Source organism: Streptomyces brevispora (genome assembly GCF_007829885.1).
GTDB classification, from domain to species: Bacteria; Actinomycetota; Actinomycetes; order Streptomycetales; family Streptomycetaceae; genus Streptomyces; species Streptomyces brevispora.
The window spans coordinates 100121-117291 of sequence record NZ_VIWW01000002.1; the positions used below are offsets into that span (position 1 = coordinate 100121).

Annotated in this window: 13 protein-coding genes, 2 pseudogenes and 1 riboswitch; of the genes and pseudogenes, 9 read left to right on the top strand and 6 right to left on the bottom strand. The window is 69.5% G+C overall.

The window, feature by feature from the left end:
• The first annotated feature begins 211 nt into the window (after positions 1–211).
• Complete coding sequence (gene katG / locus FHX80_RS30045; protein WP_145767636.1) at positions 212–2446, top strand: catalase/peroxidase HPI; 2235 nt, start codon at positions 212–214, stop codon at positions 2444–2446.
• 61 nt (positions 2447–2507) lie between these two features.
• On the opposite strand, the gene FHX80_RS30050 is transcribed toward katG, so the two are convergent.
• Positions 2508–5789 (bottom strand): GH92 family glycosyl hydrolase, encoded by a 3282-nt coding sequence (locus FHX80_RS30050; RefSeq protein WP_145768116.1) that lies wholly within the window; start codon positions 5787–5789, stop codon positions 2508–2510.
• Positions 5790–6041: 252 nt separating this feature from the next.
• On the opposite strand from FHX80_RS30050, the pseudogene FHX80_RS30055 reads away from it, so the two are divergent.
• Positions 6042–6365 (top strand): annotated as a pseudogene (locus FHX80_RS30055) (acyltransferase family protein); the annotation flags it as partial.
• 240 nt (positions 6366–6605) lie between these two features.
• On the opposite strand, the gene FHX80_RS30060 reads toward FHX80_RS30055, so the two are convergent.
• The 3 genes from FHX80_RS30060 to FHX80_RS30070 all read right to left on the bottom strand — a co-directional run bounded on the left by FHX80_RS30060 (position 6606) and on the right by FHX80_RS30070 (position 8336).
• Positions 6606–7061 (bottom strand): tellurite resistance TerB family protein, encoded by a 456-nt coding sequence (locus tag FHX80_RS30060; RefSeq protein WP_145767637.1) that lies wholly within the window; start codon positions 7059–7061, stop codon positions 6606–6608.
• Positions 7062–7133: 72 nt separating this feature from the next.
• The gene (locus tag FHX80_RS30065) at positions 7134–7715 is read right to left on the bottom strand and encodes a TerD family protein (protein ID WP_145767638.1); all 582 of its coding nucleotides are present in this window, start codon (positions 7713–7715) and stop codon (positions 7134–7136) included.
• Between the two features lie 45 nt (positions 7716–7760).
• On the bottom strand, positions 7761–8336 hold the full coding sequence (locus tag FHX80_RS30070) for a TerD family protein (protein WP_145767639.1): 576 nt from the start codon (positions 8334–8336) through the stop codon (positions 7761–7763).
• A 212-nt stretch (positions 8337–8548) separates the two neighbouring features.
• Between FHX80_RS30070 and FHX80_RS30075 the strand changes: the two genes are divergently transcribed.
• Together FHX80_RS30075 and FHX80_RS30080 are read left to right on the top strand one after the other, a co-directional pair.
• Positions 8549–8980 (top strand): BlaI/MecI/CopY family transcriptional regulator, encoded by a 432-nt coding sequence (locus FHX80_RS30075; protein WP_244318673.1) that lies wholly within the window; start codon positions 8549–8551, stop codon positions 8978–8980.
• Between the two features lie 3 nt (positions 8981–8983).
• Complete coding sequence (locus FHX80_RS30080) at positions 8984–9922, top strand: M56 family metallopeptidase (RefSeq protein ID WP_145767641.1); 939 nt, start codon at positions 8984–8986, stop codon at positions 9920–9922.
• Between the two features lie 88 nt (positions 9923–10010).
• On the opposite strand, the gene FHX80_RS30085 is transcribed toward FHX80_RS30080, so the two are convergent.
• Together FHX80_RS30085 and FHX80_RS30090 are read right to left on the bottom strand one after the other, a co-directional pair.
• Positions 10011–12221 carry a HelD family protein gene (locus tag FHX80_RS30085; RefSeq protein WP_145767642.1) on the bottom strand — a complete coding sequence of 737 codons (2211 nt, stop codon included), beginning with the start codon at positions 12219–12221 and terminating at the stop codon, positions 10011–10013.
• Between the two features lie 232 nt (positions 12222–12453).
• On the bottom strand, positions 12454–12654 hold the full coding sequence (locus FHX80_RS30090) for a hypothetical protein (RefSeq protein WP_244318675.1): 201 nt from the start codon (positions 12652–12654) through the stop codon (positions 12454–12456).
• 146 nt (positions 12655–12800) lie between these two features.
• Here FHX80_RS30090 and FHX80_RS30095 point away from each other — a divergent pair, with 146 nt between their 5' ends.
• The 5 genes and pseudogenes from FHX80_RS30095 to FHX80_RS36885 form a co-directional block, all read left to right on the top strand.
• Positions 12801–13673 (top strand): peptidoglycan DD-metalloendopeptidase family protein, encoded by an 873-nt coding sequence (locus tag FHX80_RS30095; protein ID WP_145767643.1) that lies wholly within the window; start codon positions 12801–12803, stop codon positions 13671–13673.
• A gap of 132 nt (positions 13674–13805) precedes the next feature.
• Entirely contained in the window at positions 13806–14381 is a 576-nt protein-coding gene (locus FHX80_RS30100) for a GNAT family N-acetyltransferase (protein WP_145767644.1), read from the top strand.
• Positions 14382–14491: 110 nt separating this feature from the next.
• Positions 14492–15043, top strand: a complete 552-nt coding sequence (locus FHX80_RS30105; RefSeq protein WP_145767645.1) for a nitrobindin family protein — start codon at positions 14492–14494, stop codon at positions 15041–15043.
• A 580-nt stretch (positions 15044–15623) separates the two neighbouring features.
• Positions 15624–15812: riboswitch (cyclic di-AMP (ydaO/yuaA leader) on the top strand.
• Between the two features lie 3 nt (positions 15813–15815).
• Positions 15816–16688: a LysM peptidoglycan-binding domain-containing protein gene (locus tag FHX80_RS30110; RefSeq protein WP_145767646.1), complete on the top strand. Its 873-nt coding sequence runs from the start codon at positions 15816–15818 to the stop codon at positions 16686–16688.
• 201 nt (positions 16689–16889) lie between these two features.
• Positions 16890–16985, top strand: a pseudogene (locus FHX80_RS36885) (hypothetical protein); the annotation flags it as partial.
• Positions 16986–17171: the final 186 nt, after the last annotated feature.

Here is a 17171-nt window from a genome sequence, read left to right on the forward strand (position 1 = left end):
CGCCGTCCCGCCCCGGACTCCCCGAACCCTCCGGGCTCTCCGAAGCGCGTACGAGGCCACCGGTGTGCTCCTCGCGGCCGGACTCGCGCCGCGTCGAACCACCCACCGGCCCCGCCCGGTTCGTGAGTCCACCACCCTCGGTTCGATCACCTTCATTTTCACCACCCTCAGTTCCAAAGCAACGTGATCCGCCCCGTCCGGAAGGATTTCCATGACTGAGAACCACGACGCGATCGTCACCGAGCCGAAGGCGCAGGAGGCATCGGGCTGCCCGGTCGTGCACGGTCGCGCGTCGCACCCCACCCAGGGCGGCGGAAACCGCCAGTGGTGGCCGGAGCGGCTCAACCTGAAGATCCTCGCCAAGAACCCCGCCGTGGCCAACCCCCTCGGCGAGGAGTTCGACTACGCCGGGGCGTTCGAGAGCCTCGACCTGCCGACCGTGAAGCGGGACATCGCCGAGGTGCTCACCACCTCGCAGGACTGGTGGCCCGCCGACTTCGGCAACTACGGCCCCTTCATGGTCCGGATGGCCTGGCACAGCGCCGGCACCTACCGGATCAGCGACGGCCGCGGCGGCGCCGGAGCCGGTCAGCAGCGCTTCGCCCCGCTCAACAGCTGGCCGGACAACGCGAGCCTCGACAAGGCCCGCCGACTGCTGTGGCCGGTCAAGAAGAAGTACGGCAGGAACCTCTCCTGGGCCGACCTCATCATCCTCACCGGCAACGTCGCCCTGGAGACGATGGGCTTCAAGACCTTCGGCTTCGGCGGTGGCCGCGCGGACGTGTGGGAGCCCGACGAGGACGTCTACTGGGGCCCCGAGACCACCTGGCTCGGCGATGACCGCTACACGGGCGACCGCGAACTGGAGAGCCCCCTCGGTGCGGTCCAGATGGGCCTCATCTACGTCAACCCCGAAGGCCCGAACGGCACACCGGACCCGGTCGCCGCAGCCCGCGACATCCGTGAGACGTTCCGTCGGATGGCGATGAACGACGAGGAGACGGTTGCCCTGATCGCGGGCGGCCACACCTTCGGAAAGACCCACGGCGCGGGCCCGGCGGAGAACGTCGGCGCCGATCCGGAGGCCGCCCCGATGGAGCAGCAGGGCCTCGGCTGGCAGAGCACGTACGGCACCGGCAAGGGCGCCGACGCGATTACCAGCGGCCTCGAGGGCGTCTGGACGGACACCCCGACCACGTGGGACAACAGCTTCTTCGACATCCTCTTCGGGTACGAGTGGGAGCTGTTCAAGAGCCCCGCCGGCGCGCACCAGTGGCGGCCGAAGGACGGCGCCGGGGCGAACACCGTCCCCGACGCGCACGACGCATCGAAGACCCACGCACCGACGATGCTGACGACCGACCTCTCACTCCGGTTCGACCCGGCCTACGAGGAGATCTCGCGGCGCTTCCACGAGAACCCCGAAGCGTTCGCCGACGCCTTCGCCCGCGCGTGGTTCAAACTGACCCACCGCGACATGGGCCCGGTCGTCCGGTACCTCGGCTCCGAGGTACCGGCCCAGACGCTGGTGTGGCAGGACCCGCTCCCCGAGGCCACGTACGAGAGCGTCGACGCCTCGGACGTCGCCGCGCTCAAGGCCCGGATCCTCGAAGCGGGCCTGTCGGTGTCCGAGCTCGTCTCCACCGCGTGGGCCTCGGCCTCGTCTTTCCGCGGCAGCGACAAGCGCGGCGGCGCCAACGGCGCACGCATCCGTCTGGAGCCGCAGAACGCGTGGGAGGTCAACGACCCGGACCGGCTGGCGACGGTGCTGCGTGCCCTCCAGGGGATCCAGGAGTCCTTCAACTCCGCCGCGTCCGGGGGCAAACAGGTCTCGCTCGCGGACCTCATCGTGATCGCCGGCGCCGCAGCCGTCGAGAAGGCGGCCAAGGACGCCGGCTTCGAAGTCGAGGTCCCCTTCACCGCGGGCCGCGTCGACGCGTCGCCGGAGCAGACCGACGTGGAGTCGTTCGTCGAGCTGGAGCCGGCCGCCGACGGGTTCCGCAACTACCTCGGCAAGGCCAACCGGCTGCCGGCCGAGTACCTGCTGCTCGACCGGGCGAACCTGCTGACGCTGAGCGCCCCCGAGATGACGGTCCTCGTCGGCGGGCTCCGGGTGCTCGGCGCGAACCACCAGCAGTCCTCGCTCGGTGTCCTCACCGAGACCCCCGGTGCTCTGACCAACGACTTCTTCGTCAACCTGCTCGACCTGGGAACGACGTGGAAGGCGACGTCCGAGGACGCCACCTCCTTCGAGGGCCGCGACGCCACCGGCAAGGTGAAGTGGACCGGCAGCCGCGCCGACCTCGTCTTCGGGTCGAACTCCGAGCTGCGCGCGGTCGCGGAGGTCTATGCGAGTGACGACGCGAAGGAGAAGTTCGTGAACGACTTCGTCGCGGCGTGGGACAAGGTCATGAACCTGGACCGGTTCGACCTCGTCCGATCGTGACGGACGGCCGTTCCGGCAAAGGCAATACCTTTGCCGGGACGGCCCGTTCAGGTGCGCTGGGTCAGGCGGTGGCCGCGGCGAAGATGTGGATCACGCCTCCGTCCGTGGTGGACGGCAGGGTCACGCTCGCCAGTTGCTTGCCCGCCCGGAGTTCGACCGGAGCGGTGGCGAACACCTCGGTGCCCACCGGGTCCGTTCCGCCGCCCTGGACGTCGCGGTAGGCGGTGTGGACGGCGATCGTGTTGCCGAACGACGGCTTCTCCGCGCCGCCGCCCAGCGTCCAGTCGCTGAAGCCGATCTCCGCCTGCTGCGTGGTGCCGTCGGTGTACGTCAGCGTGGCCCGGCCGGATGCCGAGCCCTCGGCGGCACTGCCCAGCAGGCTGAGCTTCGTGTCCCCGGCCGCGGACGGAACGTTCAGCACATGCGGTTCGGCGCCGGCCACCTCGATGTTGTCCGGATCGCCCGCGCCCACCTGGGGCCAGCCGAAGTCGAAGCCGCCGGACGAGACCGTCCCGCCCGGCGTCACGCCCGCCGCGGCGAGCGCCTTGGCCGAGTAACTCCAGCCTTCACCGTCGAAGTTGGCCTGCGGGTTGTCGTCGTCGGCGGAGACAGCGGTGCTGTTGCGATTCCACAGCATGCTGTTGCGCTCGGCGACGGTCACCGCGGCCGACGTCTTCGGGAGTTCCTCGCCCGTGGACGACTTCAGCGTCACCGGGACCGTGTAGTGGCCCTCGGCGGTGTCCGCCGCGGCCGACACGGTGATTTTCTGGCTCGCCGAACCGCGTGCCGGGACCGTGAAGTCGCCCTCCGCGGGTGAGACGGTGACACCGGCCGGTGCCTTGGCCGTCCAGTGAACGGTGGTGGCCGCCGTCTCCAGGCTCTGCACCTTGACGGTCGTCTCCGCGCTGCCGGATCCCGGCTCGACCTTCAGCTGTTCCGGAGTCGCGCCGGTGAAGTACTTCAGGCCGCCACCGGGGAAGGACGGCGGCGCATCGGCCTTCGCGGCGCCCCAGGAGGTGTCCGCGGTCGAGCCGAGGGTGTAGTCCAGCGTGCCGCCACGGGTGACGAGCGAGGCGGGGACCCACGGCTTCGTGGACGTCCGGCCGTTGACCTTCAGACCGTGGATGTAGGTGTTGTCCGCCGAGGCGGCGGGTGCGTCCACCGTGATCGTCCTGCCGTGCCCGGTGTGCACCACCGCGTGCGGGAACAGCGGAGCGGAGAGGACCAGATCGGCCCGGCTCGGGTTCTGCGGGTACATGCCGAGCGCCGAGAAGACGTACCAGGACGACATGGTCCCGGCGTCGTCGTTGCCGGGGATGCCGCCGGGGGTGTCGGTCCACAGCTGGTCCAGCTCCGCGCGGACCGTCTCCTGCGTCTTGTACGGAGCCCCCAGGTAGTCGTACAGGTAGGGGGCGTTGATGTCCGGCTCGTTGGTCGCGTCGTACCGGGTGTCGTCCTTCGCCGAGAAGTCGAACTTCCCGTCCGGGGTACGGAAGAAGGCATCCAGACGCATCATTGCCTGGTCGTCGCCGCCCATCGCGCCGGCGAGGCCCGCCACGTCCGAGTACACCATCCAGGTGTACCGCGCGCTGGACCCCTCGACGAAGCCGCTGCCGGTGCCCGGTGTGAAGGTGCCCGCCCATGTGCCGTCGGCCTTGCGGTCGCGGATGTAGCCGCCCTGTGGAGTGGCGTTGGCGTCGAAGACGTTCGTCCAGTTCCCCGAGCGGTCCAGGAACCTCTTCGCGTCGGCGGTCCTCCCGGTCTGCCGGGACAGCTCGGACAGTCCGTAGTCGGCCGCCGCGTCCTCCAGCGTCTCGGCCGCCCCTCCCCAGCAGTGACAGTTGTCGGCCGGTACGTACCCGAGCTCCAGATACTTGTCGAGCGCGGGCCGCTGGCCCACGCACTCGACGTTGCAGCCAGAGCTGTCCGAGTCGTTCGCCGTGGGCACCGTCGCGGCCCGAACGAGCGACTTCAGCGCGCCCTTGACGTCGAAGTCATGGCCGCCGAAGGCGTAGATCCCGGCAAGAGCCGCATCCGACGGATCACCCGACATCACGCTCGTCTTGCCGTTCTCCAGCAGCCACCGGTCCCACTCGCCACCACGCTGGCCGGCGTAGTTGTAGAGCGACTGCGCGTAGTCGCTGCCCGCCCGCGGATTGAGCAGCGTCATCAGCTGCACCTGCGCGCGGTACTGGTCCCATCCGGAGAAGGTGCCGTACTGGGCCTTCTGCCCCCTGGCGAGCCGGTGCGGCTTGCGGTCGGCGCCGAGGTAACGGCCGTCCACGTCGCTGGTGAGGGTGGGCTCCAGCATGGAGTGGTAGAGCGCGGTGTAGAACGTGGTGCGCCGGGCGTCGGTGCCGCCGCCCACCTCGACCGACTTCAGTGTCCTGTTCCAGACGTCGGCGGCCCGGCTCCTGACGGAGTCGAAGCTCTCGCGGGGCCCGTTCTCCTTACGGAGGTTGGCCTCGGCGTTCTGCGGGCTGACGTAGGAGACGGCGACCTTGGCCCCGGCCTCGGTGGTGTTGCCGGCGAAGGTGATGTACGCGCCGGAGCCCTTGCCCTCCACGGCGTTGCCGGACGAGCTGTATCCCGTACCGCCGGAGGCAGTGGTGGAGCCGGGACTGACCGTGCCGTCCGTCCAGGTGCCGACCTTCGCGAACGCCTTGTCGAAGTGGGCGGTGAAGTAGAGCGTGTAGAGATCCTTGCGGTTGTTCGCGCTCTGCGGACCGCAGAAGTTGCCCGCTGTGACGGAGCCCGTCACGGTCCGGGCGGCCTTGTCGATCTTCACGGTTGCGCCGGTGCTGCCGCTCTCCGAGTTCGAGGTGCGAAAGAGTATGCTCGCCGGCTTGTCCGCGGGGAAGCCGAACTTCCCCGAGCCGGTCCGGGCGGTCGTGGTGAGCGCCGCGGACGCTCCACTTGCCAGGCCGACCCTGTAGTAGCCGGGCGAGGCGGACTCGTCGGCGTGCGAGAAGGCGCTGGCGTACTTCGCGTCGGTGGTGTCCGCGCTGGGCGAGGAGTCGACGTCACCCACGTACGGCATGACCGGGATGTCACCGTTCGCACCGGAGCATCCGACGCCGTTGAGATGGGTGAGACTGAAGCCGCGGATCTTCGTCGCGTCGTACTGGTAGCCGCCGGGAGCGGGCGTCGAGACCTGCTTGCCCCTCGAGTTCTGCGGACTCCAGGCCAGCATGCCGAACGGCTGCACGGCGCCGGGATAGGTGTTGCCCGCGTTGGACGTGCCGATCAGCGGGTTGACGTACGACACGGGTTTCTTGACGGTGTCGTGCGGGGATGCCGCCGAGGCGGGGGCAGCCGTCGTGGCAGCCCCCAGCGCGGCCATGGCGGCGACCGCGACGGCGCTGATGACTCTGAGCCCGGTGTGCGTCCGATGGGTGTGCGTGTCTGACACCGTTCCTGCCCTTCGTGTATGACGAACGGTCAACGCGGTGGGAGCAGGTGCGCCGCGACCACTGCGGAACGGCGTCGCTCCGACAACGTTGTCAACGACGTGAGGATGCTCCTCCTGCCGCTCCGGGGTGTCAAGGCTCCCCGGAACCCCGCCGTCCGCACCGGGCGGGCGGCGGGGGAGAGCTTCTCGATCGCGTTGTTCGTCTGGCGGCCGACCACTCCGCTGTGGAAGACCGTCAGGTGGCCGCTGTCGTTGTCCCTCGCGATCGCGATCCTGGCGTCGGTCTCGCCCGACATCGGTGACGACCTCGACCTTCAACGCGTCCTGCAGTTCCTGCCGCTCTTCGTGCTCGGCCTGGTCCTCAGGCCCGAGCACTCCCGGCTCGTACGCCGCCGGGAGGCCCGTGTTCTGGCGGTTCCGGTCTTCGCGGCCGCGCTGCTGTTCGCCTACTGGGCGGCTCCCCGGATGAACGCGGCCTGGTTCTACCGCCGCGACAGCGCCCAGGAGTGAAGTGGGCGTGCAAGGCGCCACGGCCGGACGCCGACGGGTCACACCCCGGATCGTCCCGGGGGAGCGGGCCGCAGAACTGCCCGCCGGGGGCGCCGAGACCCCGGATGCGCGGCCCCCGCGTGCTGACAGCGGACGGCGTCAGCAGACCCCGTATCCCGGGGGTCCTTAGCGCCTCGGCCGGCGCTGCGGCCGAGTGGGCGTGCCGTGTGGGAACGGCACGCCCGGGATCCTGAGGACCTACAGGTCGAATTCGTTCGGCGAGATGCCGGCCGCGAAGCAGGCTTCGCGGACCACGGCGCGCTCGGCGTTGTCGAAGTCGCCGTCGGCACCGCCGATGACGATGCCGATCTGGATGACCGCGCGGGCCTCGGTGGGCTTCTTGCCGACCTTGCCGATGGTCTGGAGGAGGCTGACCTTCCCGAAGGCGAAGTCGGAGGTCAGCTGCTGGCAGTAGTCGTTGAACCGGCGCTGCAGATCTTCGGCGGGAAAGTTCTGCAGTACCTCGTTCCCCGTGATCAGGGAGGTCACCCGCTGACGCTCGGAGGGATCGATGGAGCCGTCGGCCGCGGCCACGAGCGCGCACACCGCCATGCTCGCGTCGCGGAAGGCCCCGCTCTTGAGGTCGTTCTTCTTGGCGTTGAGCTGTGTCTGCATCGTCGAGGCCGATTCCTTGATGCGGTCCCACAGGGCCATTCGAATACTCCAGGGTCGGTCGAAGCGGTCAGTGCCGGCAGTGGTGCGAGGAGAAGGTCTGGCGAGAAGGCTCTAGAGATGCGCGGCGACGGCCGGCATCAGGTCCTGGAAGGTGCGCCCCTGCGCCGGGGTGCCGATGGCCGTCATCTGCCATCCCGCACCGGACCGTTGGACCTTGGCCATGATCTGCGCGGTGTGGCGTCCGCCACCGGTCAGCGTGTAGCGCGCCAGTTCCTGGCCGGTGGTCTCGTCGACCAGACGGCAGAAGGCGTTGTCGACCTCCTCGAAGGTCTGGCCGGTGAACGAGTTCACGGTGAAGACGATCTGATCGACCTGGGCCGGAACGCGCTGCAGGTCCACGACGATCGACTCGTCGTCATCGCCCTGGCCCGCGCCGCCGACGCGGTTGTCGCCGGTGTGCCGGACCGATCCGTCGTCACTGGTCAGGTGCTGGAAGAAGACGACGTCCTGCGGGGTCTTGCCGGCGAACAGGACGGCAGAGGCGTCGAGGTCGATCTCACGGGCAGTCAGCCGGGCGAGGAACCCCCTGCGGGGTGCGGACTTCCAGCCCAGACCCATGCGTACGACGGTGAGTTCCCCACCACCGCTCTTGGTGAGGCTGATCTGCTGGCCCTTGGACAGATTGACGGTCATGGCTCCACTTTCGGCAGGGGCGGTACGACGGTGACCCGGAACGGGTCAGAGGCTTACTCCGAAGTCGGCGACGATGCCGCTGAGCCCGGTGGCGTAGCCCTGGCCGACGGCGCGGAACTTCCACTCGGCACCGTTGCGGTACAACTCGCCGAAGACCATGGCGGTCTCGGTGGAGGCGTCCTCGCTGAGGTCGTAGCGGGCGATCTCGGCTCCGCCCGCCTGGTTGACCACGCGGATGTAGGCGTTGCGGACCTGACCGAAGCTCTGGCCCCGTCCCTCCGCATCGTGGATCGACACGGGGAACACGACCTTGGCGACGTCGGCCGGCACAGCGGCGAGGTCGACCTTGACGACCTCGTCGTCGCCCTCGCCCTCTCCGGTCAGGTTGTCGCCGGTGTGCTCGACCGAACCGTCGGGGCTCTTGAGGTTGTTGTAGAAGACGAACTGTTCGTTCGAGCGGACCTTCCCGGACTCGTCGCACAGCAGGGCGCTGGCGTCCAGGTCGTAGTCCGTACCGGTGGTCGTGCGGACGTCCCAGCCCAGTCCGACGAGCACCGCGGTAAGCCCCGGTGCCTCCTTGGTCAGTGAGACGTTTCCGCCCTTGGCGAGGCTCACACCCATGGTTCTCTCCCTCTACGCATCGTTGTGCCCACGCGTGACCGTGCGGGCACCGAATGACAGCACCTGAAATCTACAGCACTGTAGAGTTTGTTCGCGGGTGTGCGGTCCGGGCTTCGGCGAGCTCACGAGGCGCCCGAGCTGCTGGGTACTATGCCCCGGCGCCCGGCAGTTGGGCGAGCGGATCCGGGCAGTCGCATGAAAGGGGCCGCGTCGTGGGCGGGGAGAAGGACGGCCGGCCGGGGGAGCCGCGGGCCCGCCGGCGCGGGCAGGGTGAACTCGAGACCCAGGTGTTGACCGTGCTGGGCGGGGCGAGCGAGCCCGTCACCGCGGCATGGGTGCAGGAGCGTCTCGACGGCGGTCTGTCGTACAGCACGGTCATCACGATCCTGACCCGGCTGCTCGACAAGCAGGCGGTCACCCGAACGGGTTCGGGGCGCCCGGTGCTGTGGCAGTCGACGGCGAACGGGGCGGGCCTCACCGCGTTTCGCATGCGCCGGCTTCTGGACCAGCGGGACGACCGGGACGCCGTGCTGTCCAGCTTCGTCTCCGCACTGTCGCCGGACGACGAGGCTCTCCTGCGGTCGCTGCTCAGCGACAACGGTCCCGGCCCGGCCGGACCGCCCGCGGACGAATCGGAGAGTTGACCGATGGGCGTCTTCGTCTATCTGCCCCTGGTCCTGCCGCTCACGGCGCTCCCCATCGCGCGCCTCGCGGAACAGCACCTGCACCCGCGAAGCGCCGCCCGTCTGCTCGCGACCATCGCCGTCATCATGGCGTCGTGCAGCACCCTCTGCCTCGGCCTTCTGGTGGTGGTCGGCACGGCCCAGCTGCCGGGCAACCCACTCCCGGACGGCTGGTCCGACGACGAAGTCAGGAAGGCCGTTCCGCACGACAGGTTCGCCGGCAAGACGGCGATCGCCGCGCTCACGGCCGTAGCCGTGGCCTGCGCGGTCACCGTATGGCACCACTGCCGTTTCCGTTCCCGTGCGCACCGGACGCTGGCCGGGCTGGCGACGACGGCCGAAGTCGCCGTTCTGCCCGACGGTGTGCCGTATGCGTACGCGTTGCCGGGCTCACCCGGCAGGATCATGGTCTCCTCCGCCATGCTCGACTGCCTGACGGAGGCCGAGCAGCGAGCGCTTCTCGCGCACGAGCGGTCCCATCTCGCCGGACGGCACCACCGTCTGCTGCTCGCCGTCCAGTTGGCCGGCTGCGCGAACCCGCTGCTGCGGCCGCTGCGTGCGGCCATCACGTACAGCACGGAGCGCTGGGCCGACGAGGAGGCCGCCGTCAGCACCGGGGACCGGCGGCTCACGGCCCGCGCTGTCGGCAAGGCGGCGATCATCTCGCACCGGGCCGCCACCGGGACCGTCGCGGCCTTCGCCGCGGCCGGACCCGTCCCCCGGCGGGTCGCCGCGCTGCTCGGTCCGGTGCCGCCGGAGCGGGGCTGGCCCCCTGTTCACACCCCGACGGGGATCGCGGCGTTCGTCGCCGCGGCGGGAACGGCCCTGTCCACTCTGTCGTCGCTGAACGCGGCCTTCGCGCTCTTCGTCACCCTCGAAGCGGCGACGCCGCTGTCCTCATGAGCCATGTGCTCCCTTCCCGGGGGCCGACCGGGCCGGCTGTCCGGCGACTGGCCGCCGCCGGATCCCGGTCCGCTCTTCCCCGGCGCCGTCAGCGCAGGGACCCGGGCAGCTTCTCCCGGTGGATGATGCCCAGCCGCTGTGTGGCACGGGTCAGCGCCACGTACAGGTCGCTGGTCCCGTACCGGGCGGGCTCCACGACCAGCACGTGATCGAACTCGAGCCCCTTTGCCTGCCGCGGGGCGAGCAGCACCACCGGGCGGGTCAGATCGGGCTCGGCACCGGCCGTGACTCCTTCCAGCGGAGCCGCGATCTCCTCGTGGAGCTCCGCCGGCGCGATCACCGCAAGGCGTCCCTCGACGGGCGTCAGCTCCGCCACCGCCAGTGCCACCGCGCCCGCGAGATCCTCCCCGGCATCCCGCGTCCACGGCAGCTCACCGGTGGACCGCACCGATCCCGGCGGCTCGAAGGACGGGTCGTCGGCGCGTACGACCCTCGCGGCCAGCTCCATGATCTCCGCGGGCGTGCGGTAGTTGACCCCGAGCGTGACGTGTTCGAAGCGGTCACCGACGTACGGCTCCAGGATCCTCTGCCACGAACCGACACCGGCCTCCTCGGAGGTCTGCGCGGGGTCGCCGACCAGGGTCATCGCGCGGGTCGGTGAACGACGCATCAGCAGCCGCCACGCCATCGGCGACAGCTCCTGTGCCTCGTCGACGATGATGTGCCCGAACGCCCAGGTCCGGTCGGCGGCGGCACGCTCCGCCGCGCTGCGGTGATCGGCCTCCTCCTGCCGCTCCGCCATCCGTTCGGCGTCGATGATGTCGTGCGCGGCGAGCATCTCGGACTCCTCGTCCTCGAACTCGTACGACTCCGAACCCCTCGACAGCTCCAGAACGCCCTGCGCGTACGCGATCCGCTCCTGGCGCTCGGCCTCGGCGGCGGCCCGCTCGGCGCTGTCGTCGACCCCGAGGAGTTCCGCCACCTCGTCGAGCAGCGGGACGTCGGCAGGGGTCCATGTTCCTTCGCCGGGCGCGCGGCGGACAGCGTCGGCGTCCTCGTCCGGTACGTACACGGGGTCGGCCAGATAGTCGGTGAGGAACCGCTCCGGGGTGAGGGGCGGCCACAGGTCGTCGACGGCGGCGTGCACCTCCTTGCTGAGCGCGACGTTCCTGCCGAGCTGGGCGATGTCGTCGGGGCCGAGGAAGTTGGGACCGCCGTGCGGGTCGGCGCCGATGCGTTCGGTGAGCTGCGAGGTGAGGGCGTCGATGATCCGGAAGGCGAAGTGCGGGCGGGCGAGGTTGTGGGGCAACCGGGTGTCCCGGGCCGCCTGCCGGGCCTCGTAGGCGATCTCCCAGTCGAGGACGAGATCGCCGTCGTCGTGCGCGATGACCAGCGGGGCGCCGGGCTCGGGCAGCTGCTGCCGGTCCCGGACGGCGAGGGCGAGCGCCTCCGCCATCGCCGCACCGCCCTTGACCGCGGCTGCGCGGCCCGTGTCGGTGCCATGGGCGTGGACCCCGGGGAAGAGCTCGGCCTGCGTGGCGAGCAGGACACCGGTCTCGCCGAGCGCGGGCAGCACCTCGCCGATGTAGCGCAGGAAGGCCGGGTTGGGGCCCACGATCAGGACGGCGCGCTTGGCGAGCAGCTCGCGGTGCTCGTACAGCAGGAAGGCAGCCCGGTGCAGTGCCACCGCTGTCTTGCCGGTACCGGGGCCGCCCTCGACGACGAGGACACCGCGGTGCGGGGCGCGGATGATGCGGTCCTGCTCCGCCTGGATGGTCCGCACGATGTCGCCCATGCGGCCGGTACGGGCGGAGTTCACGGCGGCGAGCAGCACGGCGTCGCCGCTCGGGTCCTCGAATCCGGTGCGCTCACGGTCGCCGAGGTCGAGGATCTCGTCGTGCAGCTCGGTGACGGTGCGGCCCTCGGTGGTGATGTGCCGGCGCCGACGCAGCCCCATGGTCGTGTGACCGGTGGCGAGATAGAAGGGGCGGGCCACCGGCGCGCGCCAGTCGATCAGCACAGGGGTGTGTGCGGTGTCGTCCTCACGGATTCCGACACGGCCGATATGGTGCGCCGTGCCGTCGGAGAGGTCGATGCGGCCGAAACACAGCGAGCCGTCCACGGCATTCAGGGCGGCCAGCAGACCTGAGCGTTCAGCGACGAGCACATCGCGTTCGTGTCGGGCCTGCAGGCCGGTTCCGACCGGCGTCAGCGCGTCCTGGACGTGCTGGGCGGCTGCTCCGCGCAGCGCATCGACACGGTCGTAGAGCCGGTCGACGAATCCCTGCTCCTTCTGCAATTCGGAGCTTTCCCGAGTTGACAAAATGGCTCCCTGCCGGATATGGTTTTTCTTAGCGGCCCCCATTGAGGGGCCTTTTCTGTGGGCACACAGAAACGCTCAATATACCCGGGAAAATCCCCGGTCCGCAATTGCGGACCGGGGATTTTTTGTGCCGCAGGTTCGGCCGGTTCCCTCGTCCCGGACGGCTCGGCGGGTGCTCCGGGGGTGGGTCAGTTCCAGCGTTGGTGGGTCAGTTCCAGCGGTCCTGGTTGATGAAGTGGCTGAAGCCGCGCCAGGAGTTGGGTCCCATCACGTCGTCGATGGGGCCGGTGTAACCGTTCTGGGCGGCCAGGCGTTGGACGGCGGTCCAGGTGTTGGTACCGGGTACCCCGTCGATCGGACCGGTGTAACCCGACTCGATCCGCAACCAGTTCTGCGTCCGCTTCCACATCACCACACCTGCGCATGGTTCCGCCGGTGAGGGTGGGACTCTCAGTAGCGAATCTGTCATGTTTTTATCAAAATCTATGCGCGTAGGCTACCGTGACTCCGCCTCGCTCTGGCAAGTCAAGTCGTAGTAATAACAAGGGAGTTGCCGTGCACAAGAGCCATGGGCCCGACGGCGGCCAGGAGGTCCGGCCGCGGATCGAGATGAGCCGGCGCATGTTGCTGCGCGGCTCGGTCACCACGCTCGGTCTGGCGGCCGGCGGCGTGCTGTTCTCGGGGAACGCCGCCCAGGCGCTGGACATCTACAACCCGTTCAGCGGATATCAGATGACCGGTACCTGGCAGGACCACCTCAACGACGGCTCGCTGGGCGGACTCGACTACGGGATGGGCGTCGGCACCGCGCTGCCGGCTGCGGGTGCCGGTGTCATCACGAACATTCCGAACAACGGTACCGGTGGACACACGGTGACCATCACCCACGGCGACGGGTACCGGACGCAGTACATGCACCTGTCCCAGTTCCTGCTGGGCAACGGCGCCTCGGTCGGCAAGGGAGGGATCGTCGGGTACTCAGGAGGCGCCGTCGGAGCCCCGGGCTCGGGAAGCTCCACCGGACCACACGTGCACTGGCACCTGATCACCCCGGGCGGCACCCGGGTCAACCCGCTGGACTACCTGGGCGGGGGCGGCGGAGGCGGGCTGCCGAAGACGTCGACGGAGCAGGACGGTGTTCCCGGTGCGGTGATGTGGAAGCGGACGCAGAACTGGTTGCGGATCGAGTCGGGTTACACCGGTCCGATCGACGGGGTACCGGGGCCCAACACCTACGCCGCGCTCCAGCGGAACATGCGTAACTGGGGTTACACCGGCCCCATCGACGGGGTACCCGGTACCAACACCTGGGCCGCCGTCCAACGCCTGGCCGCCCAGAACGGTTACACCGGCCCCATCGACGGCGTGATGGGACCCAACTCCTGGCGCGGCTTCAGCCACTTCATCAACCAGGACCGCTGGAACTGACCCACCCCCCAGGGTTTCCGCGGACCGATCAACGAAGTTCGCCCGGTCGGTCCGCGGTTCTCCGCTGCTCTCGTCTGTCCGCGGAAGGTGTCCAGGTATTTCGCTGGGTGAGGGTTGGTTAGGCTGCGGGTCATGAACACGGCTTCGAACGGCGGTGGGACCCTTGAACCCGTCGTCCTGGACGCGACGGAGCCGACGTCTGATCCGGACCTGCGGGCCCGGTTCGCGGTGTCGGTCCATCGGATCCTGGCGGACCTGGTCCGTGAAGGCGCCGCGCTGGGGTGGGTTGATCCCCCGTCGTACGACGAGGTGGCGGAACTCCTCGACCACGTCTTCTCCGCGGTGCACGCGGGTGATGCCGCCCTGCGTGCCGCGTATCTGGACCGTGAGCTGGTCGGGGTGGGGTACTGGCTGCGCCACACGCGGCCTACCCATCGTCCGCACGCCGATCTCGAAAAGATCGCGGTGGCGGCGTCCGCCCAGGGCCGTGGTATCGGCCGGGCACTGACCGCCGCCCTGATCGACGATGCCCGACGGGCGGGGATCGAGGTCCTCACGCTGGATGTCCGCGGCGACAACAGCGGTGCACTGCACCTCTACCGGGCGCTGGGCTTCACCGAATACGGGCGCCTGCCCGGCTTCGTCGCTGTCGGTGAACGCCGCTACGTCAAGGTGTTCTGCATGATGGACTTCCGTCAGGAGGAGTGACTCCCTGTCAAAGGCGCGGTGCGTGAAGGCGTGGCATCGGCTTCCTCGCGTTCACTGGTCCTACGGTGCCACCCGGCACCGGCACCGTCCCCGACCCAGGAGCTCGCAAGATGTTCGACCCCGCCCGGAAACACCCGTACCCCGACGCGTTCCGACCGGACGAAGCGCCTGCCCCGCATCCGCTGCTCGCACCGCTGGCCGGCTTCCTGGGCACCTGGGCCGGGCGGGGCCGCGGCGGATACCCGACGCTCGCCGGGGAGTTCCGGTACGCGCAGGAGGTCACCTTCAGCCACGACGGGCGGCCCTTCCTCCACTACGAGGCGCGCGCCTGGCTGCTCGACGCGGACGGCGCCCCGCTGCGGCCGTCGGCACGGGAGAGCGGCTGGTGGCGGATGCAGCCCGACGGGCACGTGGAGGCGTTGATCACTCAGCCCACCGGTGTCGCGGAGATCTTGACGGGCCACGCGGTCGACGGCGTGGCCGACCTCGCCAGCCATCAGGTCGCCCTCGCACCCACCGCCAAGGAGGTCGGCGCCACCCGTCGCCGCTACACCCTGACGGACGACGGCACGCTCGAATTCGTCCATGACCTCGCGGCGGTAGGTCAGCCGCTGCAGCATCACCTTTCGGCGCAGCTCCGACGCGGGGGCGGAAGCCGGTAGCGCCTTGCGGCGGATGGTGCGGAGTTCCGCGTCGGTGCGGTGACTGGGGTTCGCGCCCGGCTTCACCGCACTCTGCTTCGCCGTGCCCACCGTGCCCGGCTTCACCGCGCCCGCGTCGTCGACACCAGGCTCGGCGAAGCGCTCGAAGTACTCGAAGCGCCCGAACGGCATCTTGCACCGGAGGCCGTCGGCGCCGGCTGCGGCCGTGAGCGGCGGGTGGGGCGCCGACCGATGCCGAGCCTGCCCGGAGTCCGGGCAGGCCGACTCCCCGAGACACCCAAATGTCTTGATTGGGGGCAATTGCTACGAATAAATCGCAATGAACCTCCTTGGGTAGTTTTCTACTAACCAAACGCTATCAAATCCATCAAACCGCCCCTTTCGGGCGCAGTGGTCAGCGTCACTTTTCCGGCCCCGCACGCGGGGTATCGGGCTTCGGTTCCCTGTCGCGCCAAGAGAATTGACTTCCTCGGCGAGGCCTGATTGTGAGCGTTTCCTTTAGTTGATCTTGCGAATCAATTGGGATTCGGAATTCAGGGCTTGTTTCGCTCGGCGCCTTTCGCTTACGGTCACCGTCAATCCGGATGGAACGCCGAATCCTGCCGCCGTCCGGTGACCCAACCCACTCGCGTACGGCAGGAGCGGGGGACCCAGTTTTGCCGCCGGTCCGGTATCCGGAGCGGCTAGGGGTGAAGTCGCCATCACGTGCGGCCGGACATCTCCAGTCCGAACCCGACAGCTCACCTCGCAGGCGGCGGAGAGGAAATGCGCCATGCCCATCATGGGTAAGCACCGTCGTTCCAAGTCCACCTCCCTGACCCGCGGTTTCATCGCCGTGAGCACGGGCGGAGTCGTTCTCGCGCTCCCCCTGATCGGGGCCGGGTCGGCTTCGGCCGCACCGGCGCACTCCGTCGCCGCGGAAAAGGCGAAGGCCTCGACTTCCGTTGCTGCCAAGGAAATTGCCGTCCGCGATGCGGAGCCGACCATCTATTCCGTGGTCTCCGGTGATTCACTTTCCAAGATCGCCCTGGGGTATTCCCTCAGTGGCGGCTGGGAGCGGCTCTACGAGGACAATCAGAGTGCGATCGGCGGAAATCCCGATCTGATTCACGTGGGCCTCAAGCTGACCATCGGTGCCAAGTCCGCGGCCACAGCGCCCGAGGCGGCCCCCACGGCCGAATCGAAGGCACAGCCCACGACTGAGTCCAAGCCCGCGGCCGAGGCCTCGCAGTCGGCCGACCGCGCCGACCGTTCCCAGCGGACGGCCACGCCCGTCGCGCAGAAGACCGCGGCCACCGCTCCCGCGCCGGCCGCGACGTCGTACACCAACGACCTCGACGGCTGGATCAAGGAGTCGCTGGCCGTGATGGCCCAGCACGGCATCCCCGGCAGCTACGACAGCATCTACCGCAACATCATCCGCGAGTCCTCGGGCAACCCGAAGATCGTCAACAACTGGGACTCGAACGCCGCCGCCGGCACGCCCTCGAAGGGCCTCCTGCAGGTCATCCAGCCCACCTTCCAGGCCTACCACGTACCCGGCACGTCGATGGACATCTTCGACCCCGTCGCCAACATCACCGCCGCGTGCAACTACGCAGCTGCCACGTACGGCTCGATCGACAACGTCTTCGGGGCCTACTGACGTCACACGGCTCCGCCCTCGGGAGGAGCCGGGCGCAGGGGTGGGAGGGAGCCGAGCGGCTCCCTCCCACCCCTTTCGCATGGCCGTACGACCCTTGCGCCGCGTAGGCGGTCAGACGCGGGCTACGTGACCGTTCGGTACGGCGCGGCGTCGGGCATCGGGACCTGCCTGCCCGTGGTGTTCAGCCAGAGCACCCCCGGGGTGCCGGGGGCCGCCGAGGCGGGTGACGCCTTCGGTGGCGCTCTCGCCACCGGCGACCTCGACGGGGACGGCTACGACGACGCGGTCGTCGGTCTGCCCGGCGAGGACGTCGAGCCGGTGACCGACACGGGCGGCATCGTCGTGCTGTGGGACTCCCTGAAGGGGCTCTCGGGCGGGGACAGCCGGGAAGCCGGCCGGCCGGGGCGGAGCCTGCGGGCCTGCCCCGGCCGCCCTCCTCAACCGGGTGGGCGATGGCACTATGAACCTTTCATCCCGCGCGCT